Origin of the sequence: Embleya sp. NPDC020630 (assembly GCF_044334985.1) — a bacterium.
Lineage (GTDB): Bacteria > Actinomycetota > Actinomycetes > Streptomycetales > Streptomycetaceae > Embleya.
The window spans coordinates 989,296-1,007,945 of record NZ_JBIRUB010000002.1 but is presented as its reverse complement, the minus strand read 5'-3'; the positions used below and the strand labels follow the sequence as shown (position 1 = coordinate 1,007,945).

Below are 18,650 nucleotides of genomic sequence, written 5' to 3'. Positions count from 1 at the left end.
TACGGGGGGGGGGGGGGGGGGGGGGGGGGGGGGGGGGGGGGGGGGGGGGGGGGGGGGGGGGGGGGGGGGGGGGGGGGGGGGCCCGGGGGGGGGGGGGGGGGGGGGTCCCCCGGGCCCCCCCCCGACGCCGTGCTCATCCGATCCTGATCCCGCCGTCCGCCTGGCCGCCCGCGCGCCCGGCCGCCGCGGGCGGGGCTACTTGAGTGCGATCCGGTCGAACAGGATCAGGCCGTCCTCGAACAGCGACAGGCCGTCGATCTTGGCGCTCTTCCCCTGGACCGCCGCGGCGAAGGACTTCTCGTAGGCGAAGAACGGGACGTCCTTGACGATCTCGGCCTGCACCGTCTGGTACGCGGCCTTGCGCACCGCCGGGTCGTCACTGTTGCGGGCGTCGTCGAGCGCCTTGTCCACCGCGGGGTTGTTCCACTTGGTGCGGTTCTCCGGACCCTTCGAGTGGGTGAAGTTGTAGAGCACCGGCTCCGGTTCGTCGAAGGTGATCACGAACTCCGAGGCCTGGAAGTCGTTGTTGATCATCACCTTCTGGATGTAGGCCGCCCCCTCGAGGAATTCGGTCTTCATCGTGATGTTCTTCATGTTGCCGATCTGGGTGAGCCAGTACTCGGCGGTCAGTCGCGCGCTGGCGCTGCTGTTGGTGGTGTACGTGAAGTTCAACGACTTGCCCTCGGCGGCCAGTTCGTCGAGCAGCTTCTGCGCCTCGACCCGGTTGTTGGTCGCGTACACGGCCTCCGGGTTCGCGAACGGCGACGCGGGCTGGAACAGGCCCTTGAGGGTCTGGGTCGGCGAGCCCTGGATCGTCTGGTTGCGGTCGTCCGGGTTCATGATCAACGCGAACGCGCGACGGGCGCGCGGGTCGTTGAACGGCGGCTTGGACGTGTCGAACATGGTCATGAAGCCACCGCTCTTGGGGTCGAGCGTGACCGTCATGCCGTCCTTGCGGGCCTGTTCGGTGGACGGGAAGTGCGCGGTGGTCATCAGCTGGGCCTGGCCCGAGGACAGCGCGGCCAGGCGCTGCTTCTGGTCCATCACCGGCTTGAAGATCAATTCCTTGAGCGCGGGCTTGCCCTGGCCCCAGTACGAGTTGTTGCGCTCCAACGTGAGCTGCGAGTCGCGCATCCACGTCTTGAGCTTGAACGGGCCTGCGCCGACCGGCTTTTGCGCGAACAGCTTCGGGTCGGACCGGATCGCCGTGGGCGATCCGATGAACGCGAGGTTGTGCGCCACGACGAGGTCGAAGTGGGCGTTCGGCGCGGGCAGCGTGACCTTGACGGTCAGCCCGTCGACCGCCTCGAACTTCATCCCCTTGACGGCGGTGAACTGTACCGACCGGTTCGCGGGATCGGCGTGCCGCTCCCAGTTGAACTTGACCGCCTCGGCGTCCAGGGCGGTGCCGTCGGAGAACTTCACGTTCGGCTTGAGCTTGATCGTCCACACCGAGTTGCCCTCGGCGGCGGTCGCGCTCTCCGCGATCTGCGGTTCCGCCTTGCCGGTCTTGGGGTTGATCCAGAAAAGCATGTCGAACACGGCCGCGGCCTGGTTGCCGCCGGTGAGAGAGGACACCGTGGTCATGACCGGGTCGATGCCCTTGGCCTCCTGGGTGATGAGCACCGTCATCGAGCCGGAGGCTCCGCTGCCGGCGTCGTCGTCGCCGCCGCAGGCGGTGGCGCCGAGCGTCAGGCCGACGAGTCCCGCGACCACGCCGGATCGGCGCAGCAGGCGGGTTGAGAAGGGTGTGGAGTTCACGGTTCGCACGGGACGCTCCTGCGTTCGGGAAGCACAAGGCACGCCGTCCCGGGAGCGGGGTGGCGTCGTTTTCCTTGATCCAGACGTGGATGTACGGCCACGGTAAGGAGAAATCTGACGGGCCGTCAAATAACAATTCGGCACCGTCCGTGACGGTACCGCACCCCCAATCCCCAATTTCCACCACCCGATGTGACGCTCCGTCAGCAATCATGGACCCTGTGCCCGGAGCACAATCCACCCCTGCCACGGACCGGGCAAGGCCTGTGGGCGAACGCCTTCCGCACCGTCGGCCTGCCCAGCCCTCGACGAATACCCCACCCGGATCCCGGACGCGGCCCGATCCCCGAAACCGGCCCTCCACTTCCTGGCGCTCGACCCCCGGAGCCCACACAAGCATCACCACCGGCAACCCGGGACAGGCACCCACATCGCCCCGGCCCCGAGCCCTCGAAAACTACGCGCCGCACAGCGACGACGCGGGACGAACACAGGCGCGGGCGCGGGGGCTCGCCGCACGGGCGGGACGCCCCGGACACAGGCAGGACGCTCGCCACATGGGTAGGGCGACCCGGGCGAGGGGCGCGATGGCTCGCCACATGGGCGGAACACCAGTCGGGACGGCCCGGACGCAAGGCGGAATGGCCCGAGCACGGGCGGAACGACCGGAGCACCCAGCGGAACGGCCCGGACGCCGATCGAGGCGGCCCCGGGCACCTGACGCGACGGCGGCAACGCAATCCACATCGGCACCCCTTGCGACCCGTGCCGCGCCGACGCCATGAAGCAGGTCGGCGGCCGGGCAGCGAGCCGGAAGGTCGACCGAGATCCGCACCGCGGACGGAAGTCGAGGAGGACGCGGCCGGTGTCGTCCACCGGCTCATCGGGCGGTGGGGCGCCCGGCGCGACCTCGTCCGCGGCGCAGTCCCGCCCGCCGACGCTGCCGGGTGGCGGCGTCCTCGTGACCGACGCGCCGCCGTTGCCGCAGACCCGCGCGGCGGCGCCCACCACGCAGGCACCGGGCGCGCCCTACGCCACGGTGACCACCTGGGTAACGCCATGCGCGACGCCGATGCGGGCGCGCCCCGGCGTCCGGACCTCGATGCCTACCGGGGGGCGTTCAACTTCCTCTTGACCCGTTGCCGGGAAAAGCCCGAGGAGATCAAGGCGTACGTCATGAGGATCGCGCCGGCCTCCACCCAGGACGCCGAGGGCAAGCACTACTGGACGCCCACGGCGCTCGGCGCCATGCGTGCGCCCACGACCGGGAACCAGTGCGTGCGGGTCAGCGGATAGCCGTCACGACGCGCTCACCGGCGCGCTCCACAAGACCGGCCCACGCCGCCGGGTGCACGGCGAGCACCGGGGAGTCCACGACCTTGCTGTCCCTCACCCCGACAACGGCTCCCAGAACCGCGACCTCGACGCAGTTGTCGGTGTCCGTGTACGAAGAGGTGCGCCAGCCTGGTGCGCTGCCACCTCGACCGCCGTGCATAGTGCCCGTCTCCGCTCGTCGATGCGTTCGAGCGTAGCCACGGTCGGCAGAGCCGTCGTGGACAGGCGCTCGAAGACTGCCCGGAAGGACATCACATCATCGGGGGATTCCACCAGCACGGAACCGGTCAGTTGTTCCAGCCACGCGACTACCCGGCCGGGCGACATCTCCAAAAGCAGGCACGGCGACGGCACCACGAAGGCCGCGTCGAGCGGAAGCATCTGAATCGACACCTGAGGGTTCTGCGAAGCCAGCGCCAGGAGATGCCCCATCTGGTCGGCGAGTACCGCGAGTCCGCCGATCGGCTGGTGCAGAGCCGCCTCGGAGACGATGAATGAGGCAGGTCGGCCGGAACGCATCAACCGTTCCGACCGCTGCATCCGGATGCGCACCCTTTCGTACGCGGCCGAACTGGGAATCGTGGGATTACGCATCTGAGCCGCCGACAACGCGTACGCAGGCGACTGAAGCAATCCGGGGATCATCAACGTCTCGTAGGACCACAGCGAGATCGCGTCCTTCTCCAGCCGGATCAGCTGCCCCAGGCGCTCGGGGATGTCATCCAGGAGGTTGCGCCAACCCGCATCGTCTTCCCGCTCCATGCGACTCGCATCACGCGGAGCCAGTGCGGCTCGCTCGACGGCAGCCAAATCGTAGGGCGCTCGGAAACCCAGGTCCTCCGGCGACAGTCCGAACATCGCGGTCAACACCCGGCGCGCGTCGGGGTGCGGCCAAGGAGGGTTGGCCGACTCCCAGCGGCGCACCTGGCGCACGGAGATGGAGATCTTGATGCCCTCCGCTCGCGCCACGCGGTCGTACGCTTCGGCAAAAGCCTCCTGTGAGTACCACTTTCGCAGGTGCCGGGCGGCAACGAATGCCGGGTTGCCGGGCTTGATCGAGCGCTTCACGACGCTCCCAAGATGGCCACCAAGACACGGTAACAACCTTGATCAGCGCATTTGGCCGAATCTCGATTCTTCGCCCTGGCGAAAAGTGGCGATCGGGGTCATCGATGCGCGTACCGCCCGCGACGAGTCAGGGGCGGAGGCCCCTGAGGGTCAAGTCGACCAGGCTGTCGGCGTATTCGGGGGTCAGGGGGCCGCTGCGGAGTAGCCAGCGTTGGTACAGGGGGGCGTAGAGGAGTTCCAGAGCCAGGTCGAGATCGAGGTCGGGAGCGAGCTGGCCGGCGCGTTGGGCGCTGCGTAGGCGCTCCTTTTTGGCCTCGTCCACGGGGGCGGCCATTTTTTCGTGGTAGAGCCTGGCCAGCTTGGGGTCGTTGATGATCTCGGCATTGAGGGCGCGGATCGGGCCTTCGAAGGCGGGGTCGGCGAACTCCGCGACGGTCTCGCGCATCAGGTATTTGAGGTCCGTCTCGAGATCCCCCGAGTCGGGCAACACAATGCCCTCCCCCGGATCGCTCAGGGCGAGGAATGCCTCGAAGACGACCTCGCCCTTCGAGCCCCACCAGCGGTAGATGGTCTGCTTGCCGACGCCCGCCCGCGCGGCGATCGCCTCGATGGAGAGCTTGGCGAAGCCCAGTTCGGAGACGAGTTCGCGGGCGGCGGTCAGGATCGCCCGACGGGACTGTTCGCTGCGTCGGGACGGATTCGGCCTGCCGGCGGACCCTCCCTCGGCACGCGCACCCTCCGCGCTGCGGTCACTGCTGTCGTCAATGGTCATGCACTCACTGTACCGCATGAACGAGACGATACGTCTCGTCTTGACAAGAGCCCGTCGATTCACACATGCTTCACGAAGTCCGAGCGAGACGATACGTCTCGTCTTGACATTCCAACACCGAAGATGCATGCTTCAGCGAAAGGAAACGAGACGCAACGTCTCGTCTCACGATCAAGGAGTTGTCACCCATGTTCCGCACCCGGCTCTCCGGCGCACCCCTCGCCCAACACGTCACCGACGCGTTCTCGATCCTCGACATGCGGACCACGGGTGCCCCGGCTCCGCGACTCACCGCCGCCGAGGCTGCGGCAAGTCCCACCGACGCCGCCCGGCCGATCGTGCCGCCTCGGCCGCAGCTTCGGCGCGCTCGGCGCGTCGGCATCCCCCAACCCCCTCGGACCGGTCGTCGCACGGCGACCTCGTCCGGCTACCGACCCAGGTGAACCCGATGACGACAACCACAACATCCACACCGCCCACCCAGGCCGACCCCACCGACCCCAGCCACCTGGAAGAGAGCACGCACATGACCACCGCGCCTACTGCCGCCACAGCCACAGCCGGCCAAGCAACCACTGCCGCCGTCCCCCGCGCGCCCCGCGTCTGGTTCATCACCGGTGCCTCTCGTGGCCTGGGCCGTGCCTTCGCCGAAGCCGCGCTGGCCGCCGGTGACCGGGTCGTCGGGGCCGCGCGGGATGTCACCCCACTGGCCGACCTGGTCGCCGCGCACGAGGATCGTTTGCGGCTCCTGACCCTCGACGTCACCGACCGCGACGCGGTGTTCCGTGGCGTGGCGCGTGCCGTGGCGGCCTTCGGGCGAATCGACATCGTCGTCAACAACGCGGGGGCGAGCCTGATCGGCATGGTCGAGGAGGTGACGGAGGCCCAGGTCCGCGCCCACTTCGACGTCAACTTCTTCGGCGCCCTGTGGGTGAGCCAGGCCGTACTCCCCTATCTCCGCGAACAGGGTTCGGGCCACATCGTGCAGATCAGCTCGATGGGCTCGGCCGTGGGCTTCGCCGCCACCGGTCTCTACAGCGCGAGCAAGGGCGCCCTCGACAACATGTCCGGTGCACTGGCCATGGAGGCGGCGGGCTTCGGGGTGAAGGTGACCCTGGTCCAGCCCGGTGGCTACGAGACCACGCTGTTCACCCAGGGCCTGACCATGACGACCGAGAACGAGGTGTACGCGCCGCTGCGCGCCGAACTGGCGGAAATGTGGGGGGAGTCGAAGGACGCCGACCCGGCGAAGGCGGCCGCCCTGTTGCTGCGCATCGTCGACATGGCCGAGCCGCCGCGTCGGATCATCCTCGGCGGCGCGGCCTACGACATGATCGCCGAGTTCGACCGGGCCCGCCGGGAGGAGGTGGCCCGGTGGGAGGAGCTGAGCCGCGAGGGCGACTGATGCCTCGGATCGGCCGCCTGCGCGGCGGCTGCTGGTCCACCTCTTCGGAATTGGCTCCTGACGGCAGGCCACTCGGCCAGTACGGTCGGCACCATGGGTGCAGAACGTCGCGGTTTGCTGTTGGGCATGGCGGCCTACGTCATGTGGGGCCTGTTCCCCCTCTTCTGGCCACATCTGAAGCCTGCGGGCCCGGTAGAGATCCTGGCCCACCGGATGGCCTGGTCGCTGCTGTGCATGCTGGTCCTGCTCGCGGTGCTCCGGCAGTGGTCGTGGATCCGCGAATTGGCCCGCACCCCGGGCAAGTTGATCACCGTGACGGTGGCCGCCGTGATGATCTCGATCAACTGGGGCACCTACATCTACGGCGTCAACCATGACCAGGTCGTGGAGACCTCGCTCGGCTACTTCATCACGCCGCTGGTACTGATCGGCATCGGTGTCGTGGTCCTCGGCGAGCGCCTGCGCAGGATTCAGTGGGCCGCGGTGGCGCTGGGGGTCGCCGCGGTGGTGGTCCTGATCGTGGCCTACGGCCGGGTCCCGTGGATCGCGCTCACGTTGGCCGCGTCGTTCGCCACCTACGGCTACGTCAAGAAGCGGATGAACCTCCCCGCGACCCACTCGCTGGCAGTCGAGACGGCGGTGATGTTCCTGCCCGCGCTCGGCTACCTGACCTGGTTGGCCTGGATCGGCGAGGGCACGTACGGGCACGAGGGGGCACCACAGGCGCTGATGCTGATGGGCGCGGGCGTGATCACCGTGATCCCGCTGCTGTGCTTCGCCGTGGCGGCCAACTCGGTGCCGCTCAGTTCGATCGGCATGCTGCAATACCTGGCTCCGATCATCCAGTTCGGGATCGGGGTGGCGGTCAACCACGAGCCCATGCCGGCCGCCCGGTGGGCGGGGTTCGGTCTGGTGTGGATCGCTCTCGTGGTGCTCACCTTCGACGCGATCCGCCAGTCCAGGCGCGAGCGGGTCGCCGTTGTGCCCACCGCGCGGGCGGCCGAGGCCCCGGCCACCGTCGAGCCCCGGGATCTGCCGGTCTCGGCCGCGCCTGAGCGGGAGGCGGCCTCGTGAGCGTCGAACAGTTGCGGCTGGCCGTCTACCGGGGCTTCGCCGACACCGGGCGGGCGCCCTCCGACGCGGAGTTGGCGGCGACGCTGGGCGTGTCGGAGCCGACCGTGCGTGCGGGCTTGAGGGCCCTGCACGAGCAGCGGCACATCGTGCTGCGCGACGACGCGATCGTGATGGCGCATCCGTTCAGCGCGGTGCCGTTGGGCTTCTCGGTGATGGGCCGGCACACGCTGTGGTGGGGCGGCTGCGCGTGGGATTCCTTCGCCGTGCCGCACCTGGTCGGCGAGGAGGTGCTGGTCGCGACCCGATGTCCGGGGTGCGAGGGGGCACTCGCCTGGAACGTGGGCATCGACGAGCCGCCGAAGGGCGACGAGGTGGCGCACTTCCTGGTCCCGATCACGATGTTGTGGGACGACGTGGTGCACGCGTGCGGCAACCAGCGGCTGTTCTGCGACGAGGGCTGCGTGGACCACTGGCTCGCCCGCACCGGCCAGACCCGGGGCTACGTCCTCGACCTCACCAAGTTGTGGCGCCTGGCCGAACACTGGTACGAGGGCCGCATGCACCGAGGCTACGAACGCCGAGACCCGGCATCGGCAGCCACATACTTCACCTCGGTGGGCCTCCAGGGCCGGTTCTGGGGCCTGTGACACCTACGCACACCGGACCGTCCTCGAGGCCAGGACCGAAAACCGGAGAGCCGGCGGGCAGTCGGGGAACCGGGGAGCGGCCGACGGTCAGTTGTCGGCCGCAGCGAGCGTGACACCGAAGCCGGCGATGACCGTACCGGTCGACGCATCGAGCGCACGCCGAAAGCGCGGCCGCCGCAGCCTCGCGCGCAGGCTGTTCGCGCCGAGGATGATCGCCGCGAACCACACCATGCCCTCGATGTCGTGGACGAGGGCAAGCAGTATCCCGAAGGCCAGATGCGGGGCACCGGAAGGAATGAACTGCGGGATCATTGCCATATAGAAAACGCCGACCTTCGGATTGGTCAACGAAGTGAGCACGCCGCGCCCCCACGCCGACCACAACCCGGAGGCGGCCTTGCCACCGTCTGCCGAGGCGGCCTCGGCGTCGACGTCCACCTCGGTATAGCGATTCACCCACGCAGCCCGCAGCAATCCATAACCAAGCCAAAGCAGGTAGCAGGCACCGACAACGCGCAAACTCGTGTACGCAACCTGAGATGTGGTCAGCACCGCAGAGACACCGGCTGCCGCAGCCGCACCCCAAACCAAGGTCCCGGCCCCTATGCCGAGCGCGGTCGCGAACCCGTGCCGATTACCCCGAACCAGCGCCGCCCGCAACACAATCGCGGTATCCGGTCCCGGCACAACCGTCAACAGCCCCGCAACCAGGGCAAACGAAGCAAGGTGTGAGAGGGCATCCATGAAGGCATGCTGCCGGCACCGGAAGCTGACGCATAGTCACGACAGGGCGTGAGCCGAGTCGTCCGCTCACCAATCGGAGCCGCCAGGTCCGCAAGGCGCCCCGGGGCGGCGCCACGCGGCTCGGCAAGGGCCACAAACCGCCCATCTCGGCACCCGCAGCCGAGAAGCCGAGGACTCGCTGAACAATCTCGGCCGCCGGTCGGCGAGGCCCCACGCCTCGGCGATCCAGGCCGATCCCCCACCCCGACACCGGAACTGGCCAGGAACACAGCCCGGCACCAACACAACGGAATCGACAAGAACGCAGCAACCACGGGCAGCAGCCGGCGAGCGCGCGCACACCGGACACCGAGCCCAACCGGTACGGGCACCGTCACATGCCGTCGTGATACCCGGGCCCGGTCAACGCAGCAGTCGGGTCGGGCTCCCCGGCGGGGCTTCCCGAGTGGGCCCGGCCGGTCCCGACGCGCGTCGCGCTTACGGTCGCGGGGCGCCGGTACAGGGCTGGTCCGAGTCGGTGATGGGCCGCCGCCGGCGTGCGGGGCTCCAAGACCTGGGGCTTCCGACGAGGCGTGGACCTTGGTCGGCGAAAACCGGCCGGCAGCGGCGGAGCGGGAGGGTACTCGTGTCGGGTTCTCCCGAGGCCTTCCCGAGTGGGCCGGGCGTTCCCGGCCGGCGTCGCGCCTCGGGTTGCGGGTGACCGGTCCGGGGCTTGTCTGAGCCGGACGTGGGCCGCCGCCAGCGTACGGGGCTCCAAGCCTCGGACTCCCGACGAGACGAGGGTGTTGCTCACCGAAAACCGGCTGGCAGCGGCGGGGGGCACTCGGGTCGAGTCCGCCGGGGAGCCTTCCCGAGTGGGTCGGGCGTTCCCGGCGCCCGTTGCGCTGTTGGTTCCGGGTGGCCGGTCCGGGGCCGGTCCGAGTCGGAGATGGGCCGCCGCCGGCGTGCGGGGCTCCAAGACCCCGGGCTCCCGGCGCGACGGGCGTGTTGCTCACCGAAAACCGGCGGGCAGCGGCGGGGAGGGAGGGCGCTCGGGTCGAGTCCGCCGAGGAGCCTTCCCGAGTGGGCCGGGCGTTCCGGCGGGCGTCGCGCCTGGGGTCGCGGGTGGCCGGTCCGGGGCCGGTCCGAGTCGGTGGTGGGCCGCCGCCGGCGCGCGGGGCTCCAAGACCCCGGGCTCCCGGCGAGTCGAGCGTGTAGCTCGGCAAAGACCGGCCGGCAGCGGCGGGGAGGGAGGGCGCTCGGGTCGAGTCCGCCGAGGAGCCTTCCCGAGCGGGTCAGGGCATTTTGGGGGCGCTGGGGAGGGGTTGGGGTTCAAAACCGGATCTCGGCAGGATGGTTGTGCGCTTTGAGCCTCGGTGACCTGCGGTTTTGCGGGGTTGGCGCGGAAAGTCGGGCGCCGAGTGCCGGTTTCGTGTGCTCCAGCCCCTTCAACGCCAGCGTGGACACCGAATCCGCCCCATCGGAACCGGCTTCGGACACTGTGACCCCACAGAGACCGCCCAGAAGACCAAAAGTGCCCGGCAGAGGGGCCAAAACCGGATCCTGATGCACCCCAAGCAGCCCCCGCCTGTCCCGACCTGCGGTTTTCTCTTACACCGGGGCAACAACCCACCACGCGATCCGAGTTCGTGAACCTTCGCCACCCACACACTCACCGCACCCCGAAGCGACCCAACCCACTCAGGAAGGCAGCCCCGCCAGACTCGACCCGACCGCCCACCCTCCCGCCGCTGCCAGCCGGTTTTCGCCAAGCAATGCACCCGGCTGGTCAGGGCCCCAGAGTCTCGAAGCCCCGCACGCCGGCGGCGGCCCACCACCGGCTCGGACCAGCCCCGCACCAGCCACGCAACCCAAGGCGCAACGCCCGCCGGGAACGACCGACCCGCTCGGGAAGGCTCCTCGGCGGACTCGACCCGAGCGCCCTCCCTCCCCGCCGCTGCCGGCCGGTCTTTGCCGAGCTACACGCTCGACTCGCCGGGAGCCCGGGGTCTTGGAGCCCCGCGCGCCGGCGGCGGCCCACCACCGACTCGGACCGGCCCCGGACCGGCCACCCGGAACCAACAGCGCGACGGCCGCCGGGAACGCCCAACCCACCCAGGAAGGTTCCTCGGGGGCCCGACTTGACCGCCCTCCCGCTCCCTCGCTGCCGGCCGGTTTTCGGTGAGCAACACACCAGCCTCGTCGAGAGTCTCAAGTCTTGGAGCCCCGCACGCCGGCGGCGGCCCATCACCGACTCGGACCGGCCCCGGACCGGCCACCCGCGACCCCAGGCGCGACGCCCGCCGGAACGACCGGCCCACGCGGGAGGGTTCCTCGGCGGACTCGACCCGAGCGCCCTCCCTCCCCGCCGCTGCCGGCCCGTTTTCGGTGAGCAACACGCCCGCCTCGCCAGAAGCCGGAGTATCGGAGCCCCGCACGCCGGCGGCGGCCCATCGGCGGCTCGGACCCGCCCCGCACCAGCCATCCGCAACCAACAGCGCAGCGCCCACCGGAAGGGCCCGACCGGCCGGGAAGACCCCCGGAGAGCCCGGCCCGACCACCGACCCGCTCCGTCGCTGCCGGCCGGTTTTCGGTGAGCAACACGCCCGCCTCGCCGGAAGCCGGAGCGTCGGAGCCCCGCGCGCCGGCGGCGGCCCGTCGGCGGCTCGGAGCGGGCCCGGACCGGCCATCCGCAACCGAAGCGCGACGTGGGGGCTGGGGGTGGCCGGTCCACTCACCAGCGCTCCTCGGCGGATTCGGCCTCAGCGCCTGCGCTCCCCGGCGTTGCCGGCCGGACTTCGGTGGGCAGCGTGGCCGCCTCGTCGGGGGCTTCGGGGATTGGAGTCCCGCACGCCGGCGGCGGACCACTTCACGACCCGCGTCGGCCGCCTGCGGGCCGCCTCGGGGTGTCAGGCCTCTCTCGATATCAGGGACAGGATGTGGGCGCGGCCTCGGGCGGTGAAGGCTGATTCCAGGGTCTTGCGGTCGGATTCGGTGAAGGGGCGGTATGGGGCGGTTGTGTCGCTTCGGGGGTCGCGCCACCAGACGGGGTCGGGGGCCGTGTGCCAGGCTTGGCGGGTCAGGACTCTGGTGAGGATCTTGTTCGTGCTGGTCTGTGGGAGTACTTCGGCGATCCGGATGTAGCGCGGGTGCCAGGCGCGGGACAGGTCCGGTTGGGCCGTCAGCCAGTCCGCGAAGGCCGCCGGGTCGAAGGTGGCGCCTTCGCGCAGGACCAGGGCCGCCATCGCCTGGTCGCCCGCCGCCTCGTCGGGGACGCCGTACACCGTCGCCACCGCCACGTCCGGGTGCCGGGACAGGATTCGGGCGACCGGCGTCGCGCCGAAGTTCTCCCCGCCGACGCGCAGCCACTCCCCCGTGCGGCCGGCGAAGTAGATCAGGCCGTCCTCGGTGCGGTAGGCGAGGTCGCCGCTCCAGTACCAGCCGTCGCGCATGCGTTGCGCGGTCGCCGCCGTGTTGTTGTAGTAGCCCTCGAAGGTGCCCGCGCCGCCGACGTTGACCAGTTCGCCGACCGCCGCCTCGGGGTTGGTCATCCGGCCCGCCGCGTCGAAGGTGGCCGGTGGGCATTGCTCGCGCGTGTCCGGGTTCAGGATCCGGATGTCGCCGTTCGGCCGGCCCAGCGCGCCCGGCGGCATGTCCGGAACCGGGCTGAACGACAACCCGCCCTCGGTCGAGCCGAACCCGTCGCGCACCGTGCAGCCGAAGCGTCGGGCGAAGCGCTCGACGTCCTGCGGCCCGCCCTCGTTGCCGAACACGCGCGTCAGCGGGTTGTCCGCGTCGTCGGGGCGCTCGGGTGTGGCCAGGATGTACGACAGCGGCTTGCCCACGTAGTTGGCGTAGGTGACCCCGAACCGCCGCACGTCCGGCAGGAATCCCGATGCGGAGAACCGCCGCCGCAGCACCAGTTCGGCCCCGGCCGCCAGCGCCGGCGCCCAGCACGTGACCACGGCGTTGGAGTGGAACAGCGGCATCGCGCAGTAGGCCACGTCCGCCCCGTCCAACCGCTCCATGGCCACCACGCTCGCCCCCTGCCCGGCGATCTTGCCCTGCGAGCAGATCACCGCCTTGGGGTGCCCGGTCGTCCCGGACGTCAGGATCAACATGAACGTGTCCTCGACCCCCGGCCGCTCGACCGGCGGCTCGACCCCCGCGTACGGCGCCAACGCCCGCGCCCAGGCCGGATCGTCCACGCACAGCAGCCGGTCCGCCGGGAAGTCCGGCGCGGCGGTGCGCAGCTGCTCCAGATGCGCCGCGTCGGTCAGGACGAGCGAGCAGTCGGTGTGGTCGATGTCGCGGGCCAACTCGGTCCCGACCCGGGTCGGGTTCAGCCCCACGATCACCGCGCCGGACAGCGCCGCGGCGCCGAGCAGCAGCGGAAACTCGGGCACGTTCTCCAGCATCACCCCGATGTGCCACGGTCGACCCTCGACCCGCAGCGCCCGCAGCAGGGCGGCTCGACTCGCGGATTCCGCGACCACCTCGGCCCAGGTCCACGCCCGGTCCTCGTCGCGCAGACCGGCGCTGTGATCCCCGGCCCGCTCGCGTAGCAGTGCGTCGAGTGTGGTGCTCCAACGTCCAGACACGACAGGACTCCTGACGGACAGACAGACAAAACGAACGGACAGACGGACGAACAGGCTGACGGATGAATGGGTGGATGGATGCCCGGGTGGACAAACCGACGACACGCCTACATGGCACGATCAAGCTTCTGCTTCGCGCAACCTAACCCGCGTGCGCGCGGATCGGAAGACGGCCAAGATCGATACCGGACCGGAACCACACCGAATGTGGCCTCGCTTGCCCGCACGTGACGCGTCGGACAGATTGAAGCCGTACGCATCGGGGGAGGCAGGCATGGACATGAGTATGGATTCGGGCATACCAGGCAGAATTCGCAGCGCACTTTTCCTTGACTTTGACAATATTTACAGCGGGCTGCGGGAGACGGACCGCGCGTCCGCGGAGATTTTCGCTCGCAAACCGTCCCAGTGGTTGGAGTGGTTGGAGAACGAGGCGACCGAGCGCGGCCTGCGCCGATCGTTGCTCGTCCGCAACTGCTACCTCAACCCGGTGATGCACGACCGTTACCGGGCGTTCTTCACGCGGTCGGCCTTTCGCGTGATCGACTGCCCGCCGCTGACGGGCCGGGGCAAGAACAGTGCCGACATCCACATGGTGATGGACGTACTCGACACGCTCCAGCACTCGACCAGGTTCGACGAGGTGATCATCATGAGCGCCGACGCGGACTTCACTCCGGTCCTGCTGCGGCTGCGCAGCCACGACCGGCGCACGATGGTGATCGCCAGCGGTCCGGCCGCCCAGGCGTATGTCGCCGCGGGCGACGTGGTGATCAGCGACCAGGAGTTCATCGAGCGGGCGCTGCGCGACGAGATCGACGTGGCGCCGGCCGACGAGGGGGTGCGCGAGCAGGTGATGGCGCACGTACGCGAGCAACTCGACGGCTCCGAGGAGCCGATCGTGCTCGCCACCCTCGCCCACTCGGTGCTGCAACAGGTCGGTCGCGAGCAGGTCACCCGCACCCGCTGGGGCGGCGCGGCCACGTTCTCCTCACTGCTCGAACTGATGCTGGAGCAGGGCACCGACGAGAAGTTGTCGATCAGTCGGGTCCCACCCGGGTACATCTACGACCGCACCCGACATCAGCCGCCCTCGGCTCGTCCCAACGGCCAGGGTCGGATGGACCACCTGCGCGAGCCGGTCCGCGACCTGATCGACCGGGTGGCCACGGTCACCGGCGCACCACGGCTGTCCCCGGAGGAATACCACGTGCTCTTCGCCGAGTTGCACGCCGAGGTCAGCGAGAACGGCTTCCAGGGCAACCAGACCTCGGGCGCGGTCCGCGACCGCTGTGCCGAGCGGATGCAGACCATCGCCCGCAAAGCGATCGCGTTCGTCACCACGGGCCTGGTCTACTCCGGCTACTGGTCCTCCACCGCACACCCGGTCGCCTCCGCCGACGACCTCGCCGTCGCCTTCCTGCGCAACGTCGAGACGCTGTGCGCCAACGCCCGCCTCTACCTCAACGACACCGAGCGCGCCCTCCTGGCCGAATGGCTGCTCGGTACCGCTACCACCAACCACGCGCCCGCGAACCACGCGGCCGCGCATCACGCGGGGGCCGACCACGCGGCCGCCGATCCCACCGCCGACCTCTCCACCGTCCCCGGCGCCGACAGCGCATAGCCGGTCCGGCGGGTGCGACCCCGAGGGCGCACCCGCCAGACCGAAGTGGCGGCCCGCACCGGGGCCGCCCGCGCTAGAACTGCCCGCGCCGGTACAACCCGACCACCGCGGCGCCGCCGAGCCCGATGTTGTGGGTGAGCCCGACCTTGGCGTCGGCGACCTGGCGCGCGTCCGCCAAGCCGCGCAGCTGCCAGCTGATCTCGGCGGCCTGGGCCAAGCCGGTGGCGCCCAGCGGGTGGCCCTTGGAGATCAGCCCGCCCGAGGGGTTGACCACCCAGCGCCCGCCGTACGTGGTGGCGCCCTCGGCGACCAGCTTGCCGCCCTCGCCCTCGCCGCACATGCCCAGCGCCTCGTAGGTGAGGATCTCGTTGATCGAGAAGCAGTCGTGCAGCTCGATCACGTCGACGTCCTCGATCCCCAGGCCGGACTGCTCGAAGACCTGCCGCCCGGCCGCCGCCGACATCGGCTTGCCGACCACGTCGATGCAGCTGTTCGAGGCGAAGCTCTCCTCGGTGTCGGTGGTCATCGACTGGGCCAGGATCTCGATCGCCTGCTCCTCCAGGCCGTGTTCGCGCACGAAGCGCTCGCTGACCACGACCGCCGCGGCGGCGCCGTCGGAGGTGGGCGAACACTGCAGCCGGGTGAGCGGCGAGTGGATCTCCTTGGCGGCCAGCACCTCGTCGAGCGAGTACTCGACCTGGAACTGCGCGTACGGGTTGTTCACCGAGTGCCGGTGGTTCTTGACCCCCACGTGCGCGATCTGCTCGGCGGTGGTGCCGTAGCGGGCCATGTGCTCGCGCGCCGCGTTGCCGAAGATCTGCGCGGTCGGCGGCGCGGTCATCGAGAACCCGTGGGCGTCGCCCATGATCTTGTAGTGCCGGGCCACCGGCGACGTGGAGAAGTCGCCCTCGCCGCCCCCGCCGAGCGAGCCGCGCTTCATCTTCTCGAAGCCGATCGCGAGCACACAGTCGTTCAGCCCGCCGGCGACGAACTGACGGGCCATCATCAGCGCGCTGGAGCCGGTCGCGCAGTTGTTGTTCACGTTGTAGACCGGGATGCCGCTCAGGCCCAGCTCGTACACCGCGCGCTGACCGGCTGTGGACGCCTGGAAGCAGTAGCCGACCGGGGCCTGCTCCACCTTGTCGTAGCCGACGCCCGCGTCCGCGAGGGCCTTGCCGCCGGCCTCCTTGACCATGTCCCAGTACTGCCAGTCGCGGCTCTCCGGCTTCTCGAATTTGGTCATGCCGACGCCGACGATGAACGCCTTTTGTGCCATGTCGCCAACTCCTACGGAAACGGATCAGGATCGGGAAGGGGAAGCGGAAGGGAAAGAGGAACGAGAACGGAAACCGAAGCGAAGACGGCAACGAAACCGGAAGCCGAAAACCGGAAACGAGAGCGGAACCCGCAACGGCCCGGCGAACGGCAGGACCTACTTCTCGCTCGGCTGCGGATCCCTGGGCAGCCCGAGGATGCGCTCGCCGACCACGTTGAGCTGGACCTGCGTGGTGCCGCCCGCGATGGTCAGGCAGCGGCTCATCAGGAAGCCGAACGCCGCCTTCTGGCCGTCCCCCTCGTCCACCGCGCCCAGCGGGCCGAGCAGTTCGAGGCTCAGCTCGGACTCGCGCTGCTGGTGCGGGGTGCCGACGAGCTTGCGTACCGAGGCGCCGGCGCCCGGCTCCAGGCCGGACAGCCGGGCCAGCGTGGTGCGCAGCTCGATCAGCGCCAGCGAGGACGCCTCGGCCACCAGCGCGCCCAGGCGCTCCCGGAAGCCGCCGTCCACGAACTCGCCCGCCGGGCCGTTCACCGCCGCGACCAGATTCGCGATGCCCGCGCCGAACGAGCTGCCCGCGCCCATGTGCACCCGCTCGTTGCCGAGCGTGTTGCGGGCCACCTGCCAGCCGCCGTCGACCTCGCCGACGACCATCTCGTCCGGGACGAAGAGGTCTTCGAGGAAGATCTCGTTGAACATCGCCAGGCCGCTGATCTCCTTGAGCGGACGGATGTCCAGGCCCGCCGAGGCCATGTCCACGATGAAGTACGTCAGGCCCTCGTGCTTGGGCTTGTCCGGCGAGGTGCGCGCGAGCAGGATGCCCCACTGCGACTCGCGGGCCCGCGAGGTCCACACCTTCTGGCCGTTGATCAGCCAGCCGCCCTCGGTCCGGGTAGCGCGCGTGGAAATCGCGGCCAGGTCGGAGCCCGCGCCGGGCTCGGAGAACAGCTGGCACCACTGGATCTCGCCGCGCAGCGTCGGCGGCGCGAACCGCTCCTGCTGGGCCTGCGTCCCGTAGGCGATCAGCGACGGGATCACCCAGTTGCCCATGGTGATGTCCGGCAGCCGCACGCCGAGTGCCTTCATCTCCTGCTGGATCACCAACTGCTCGACCGGTCCGGCCCCGATGCCGTACGGCTTGGGCAGGTATGGCGCCGCGTAGCCCAACGGGGCGAGCCGCGCGCGCTGTTCGGCCCCGGACTCGCCGGCCACCTCGGCCAGGATCGCCCGCGCGGTGTCGCGCAGCCGCTCCGCCTCCTCGGGCAGGTCCAGGACCAGGTCCCGGCGCGCGCCGGCGCTCGCCAGCTCGGTCACCCGCAGCCGCCACTGCGCGGCGGGCCCCGCGTACTGGCGCAGGGTCAGCCCCCGGCGCAGGTAGATGTGCGCGTCGTGCTCCCAGGTGAAGCCGATGCCGCCGAGGATCTGTACGCAGTCCTTGGTCGTGGTGAAGGCCGCCTCGATCGCATACGTGGCGGCGATCGCGGCGGTCAGCGACCGGGTCGGCGCGTCCGAGCCCGCGTCGTACGCGCGCGCCGCGTCCCACGTGACCGCGCGCGACTGTTCGACCCGGACCAGCATGTCCGCGCACAGGTGCTTGATCGCCTGGAACTGCCCGATGGGGCGGCCGAACTGCTCGCGCACCTTGGCGTACTCGGTCGCCGTGTCGAGCGCCCACGCGGCCACGCCGCAGGCCTCGGCGGACATCACTACGGCCGCCAGGTCGCGGGCCAGGGCCTCATCCACGCCGGCCAGCACCCGCGTGGCCGGGACCACGGTGTCCACCGTCACCTCGGCGCTGCGCCGGGTCGGGTCCACGCTCTTGAGCGCCCGGACGTCGACGTCCGGCGCGTCCACCGCGACGTACACCACCGCGCCGTCGGCTCGGCGGGCCGCCAGCACCAGCACGTCGGCGAGCGCGCCGCCCAGGATCGGCGTGGCCACTCCGCTCACCCGCAGCCCGCCCGCCTCCTCGGCGGCCGTCACGGTGCCGGGGCCGGTCGCGACCGCGCCGATCAGTGTGCCGTCGACCAGGCCGGGCAGCAGTTCCTTCGCCGCGTCGCCGCCGTCGGCCTGTAGCAGCGCCGAGGCCAGGACGGTGGGCAGGAACGGGCCGGGGAGCATGCCGAGGCCGGCCTGTTCGAGGGCCACCGCGGTCTCGACCAGGCCGTAGCCGGCGCCGCCGAACTCCTCGGCGACATGCATCCCGAGCAAGCCCTGCTCGGCGAGGGCCGGCCAGTGTCCGGGGCGCTCCTCGCCGTCCGCCTCGAGCACCCGGCGCACCTCCTGGATGGGTGCAACACGTTGCACCCATCCGCGTACCGATTCCGCCAGGGAGCGGTGCTCCTCCGTGATGCCGATGGCCAT

14 protein-coding genes are annotated in these 18,650 nt (G+C 70.3%); 6 read left to right on the top strand and 8 right to left on the bottom strand.

What is annotated here, in order from left to right; genetic code table 11:
- Positions 1-195 precede the first annotated feature (195 nt).
- Positions 196-1,761 (bottom strand): ABC transporter substrate-binding protein, encoded by a 1,566-nt coding sequence (locus ACH4XV_RS10560; protein WP_395788334.1) that lies wholly within the window; start codon positions 1,759-1,761, stop codon positions 196-198.
- A gap of 1,059 nt (positions 1,762-2,820) precedes the next feature.
- Here ACH4XV_RS10560 and ACH4XV_RS10555 point away from each other — a divergent pair.
- Positions 2,821-3,057, top strand: a complete 237-nt coding sequence (locus ACH4XV_RS10555) for a hypothetical protein (RefSeq protein WP_395788332.1) — start codon at positions 2,821-2,823, stop codon at positions 3,055-3,057.
- On the opposite strand, the gene ACH4XV_RS10550 is transcribed toward ACH4XV_RS10555, so the two are convergent.
- The 3 genes from ACH4XV_RS10550 to ACH4XV_RS10540 all read right to left on the bottom strand — a co-directional run bounded on the left by ACH4XV_RS10550 (position 3,047) and on the right by ACH4XV_RS10540 (position 4,936).
- Complete coding sequence (locus tag ACH4XV_RS10550) at positions 3,047-3,172, bottom strand: DUF397 domain-containing protein (RefSeq protein ID WP_380031765.1); 126 nt, start codon at positions 3,170-3,172, stop codon at positions 3,047-3,049. The two genes, ACH4XV_RS10555 and ACH4XV_RS10550, sit on opposite strands and share 11 nt — an antisense overlap.
- Positions 3,151-4,164: a DUF5753 domain-containing protein gene (locus ACH4XV_RS10545; RefSeq protein WP_380031723.1), complete on the bottom strand. Its 1,014-nt coding sequence runs from the start codon at positions 4,162-4,164 to the stop codon at positions 3,151-3,153. Before ACH4XV_RS10545 ends, ACH4XV_RS10550 begins: the two co-directional genes overlap by 22 nt.
- A 127-nt stretch (positions 4,165-4,291) precedes the next feature.
- Positions 4,292-4,936 carry a TetR/AcrR family transcriptional regulator gene (locus ACH4XV_RS10540; RefSeq protein ID WP_380031725.1) on the bottom strand — a complete coding sequence of 215 codons (645 nt, stop codon included), beginning with the start codon at positions 4,934-4,936 and terminating at the stop codon, positions 4,292-4,294.
- 188 nt (positions 4,937-5,124) lie between these two features.
- Between ACH4XV_RS10540 and ACH4XV_RS10535 the strand changes: the two genes are divergently transcribed.
- The 4 genes from ACH4XV_RS10535 to merB all read left to right on the top strand — a co-directional run bounded on the left by ACH4XV_RS10535 (position 5,125) and on the right by merB (position 8,062).
- On the top strand, positions 5,125-5,379 hold the full coding sequence (locus ACH4XV_RS10535) for a hypothetical protein (RefSeq protein WP_395788330.1): 255 nt from the start codon (positions 5,125-5,127) through the stop codon (positions 5,377-5,379).
- Positions 5,380-5,384: 5 nt separating this feature from the next.
- A complete protein-coding gene (locus ACH4XV_RS10530; protein ID WP_395788328.1) occupies positions 5,385-6,341 on the top strand; it encodes an SDR family NAD(P)-dependent oxidoreductase in 957 nt (318 codons plus the stop codon).
- 93 nt (positions 6,342-6,434) lie between these two features.
- Positions 6,435-7,415 (top strand): EamA family transporter RarD, encoded by a 981-nt coding sequence (rarD, locus tag ACH4XV_RS10525; RefSeq protein ID WP_395788326.1) that lies wholly within the window; start codon positions 6,435-6,437, stop codon positions 7,413-7,415.
- A complete protein-coding gene (gene merB / locus ACH4XV_RS10520) occupies positions 7,412-8,062 on the top strand; it encodes an organomercurial lyase (protein ID WP_379995833.1) in 651 nt (216 codons plus the stop codon). Before rarD ends, merB begins: the two co-directional genes overlap by 4 nt.
- 87 nt (positions 8,063-8,149) lie before the next feature.
- Here merB and ACH4XV_RS10515 read toward each other — a convergent pair whose 3' ends face one another.
- Together ACH4XV_RS10515 and ACH4XV_RS10510 are read right to left on the bottom strand one after the other, a co-directional pair.
- Positions 8,150-8,806 carry a LysE family translocator gene (locus ACH4XV_RS10515; protein ID WP_395788324.1) on the bottom strand — a complete coding sequence of 219 codons (657 nt, stop codon included), beginning with the start codon at positions 8,804-8,806 and terminating at the stop codon, positions 8,150-8,152.
- 2,888 nt (positions 8,807-11,694) lie between these two features.
- On the bottom strand, positions 11,695-13,386 hold the full coding sequence (locus tag ACH4XV_RS10510) for a long-chain-fatty-acid--CoA ligase (protein ID WP_395788322.1): 1,692 nt from the start codon (positions 13,384-13,386) through the stop codon (positions 11,695-11,697).
- 205 nt (positions 13,387-13,591) lie between these two features.
- Between ACH4XV_RS10510 and ACH4XV_RS10505 the strand changes: the two genes are divergently transcribed.
- The gene (locus ACH4XV_RS10505) at positions 13,592-15,013 is read left to right on the top strand and encodes an NYN domain-containing protein (protein WP_395788320.1); all 1,422 of its coding nucleotides are present in this window, start codon (positions 13,592-13,594) and stop codon (positions 15,011-15,013) included.
- A 73-nt stretch (positions 15,014-15,086) separates the two neighbouring features.
- Here the strand turns inward: ACH4XV_RS10505 and ACH4XV_RS10500 are convergent, their stop codons facing one another.
- Together ACH4XV_RS10500 and ACH4XV_RS10495 are read right to left on the bottom strand one after the other, a co-directional pair.
- Positions 15,087-16,289: a lipid-transfer protein gene (locus tag ACH4XV_RS10500; protein ID WP_078975061.1), complete on the bottom strand. Its 1,203-nt coding sequence runs from the start codon at positions 16,287-16,289 to the stop codon at positions 15,087-15,089.
- Positions 16,290-16,445: 156 nt separating this feature from the next.
- Complete coding sequence (locus ACH4XV_RS10495; protein WP_395788318.1) at positions 16,446-18,650, bottom strand: acyl-CoA dehydrogenase; 2,205 nt, start codon at positions 18,648-18,650, stop codon at positions 16,446-16,448.

Bases quoted from the DNA above. Each gene is read 5' to 3' on its own strand.
- ACH4XV_RS10555 (WP_395788332.1), top strand. From the start codon at position 2,821: ATGCGCGACGCCGATGCGGGCGCGCCCCGGCGTCCGGACCTCGATGCC.
- ACH4XV_RS10540 (WP_380031725.1), bottom strand. From the start codon at position 4,936: ATGACCATTGACGACAGCAGTGACCGCAGCGCGGAGGGTGCGCGTGCC.
- ACH4XV_RS10535 (WP_395788330.1), top strand. From the start codon at position 5,125: ATGTTCCGCACCCGGCTCTCCGGCGCACCCCTCGCCCAACACGTCACC.
- ACH4XV_RS10530 (WP_395788328.1), top strand. From the start codon at position 5,385: ATGACGACAACCACAACATCCACACCGCCCACCCAGGCCGACCCCACC.
- rarD (WP_395788326.1), top strand. From the start codon at position 6,435: ATGGGTGCAGAACGTCGCGGTTTGCTGTTGGGCATGGCGGCCTACGTC.
- ACH4XV_RS10515 (WP_395788324.1), bottom strand. From the start codon at position 8,806: ATGGATGCCCTCTCACACCTTGCTTCGTTTGCCCTGGTTGCGGGGCTG.
- ACH4XV_RS10505 (WP_395788320.1), top strand. From the start codon at position 13,592: ATGTGGCCTCGCTTGCCCGCACGTGACGCGTCGGACAGATTGAAGCCG.
- ACH4XV_RS10500 (WP_078975061.1), bottom strand. From the start codon at position 16,289: ATGGCACAAAAGGCGTTCATCGTCGGCGTCGGCATGACCAAATTCGAG.
- ACH4XV_RS10495 (WP_395788318.1), bottom strand. From the start codon at position 18,650: ATGGCCATCGGCATCACGGAGGAGCACCGCTCCCTGGCGGAATCGGTA.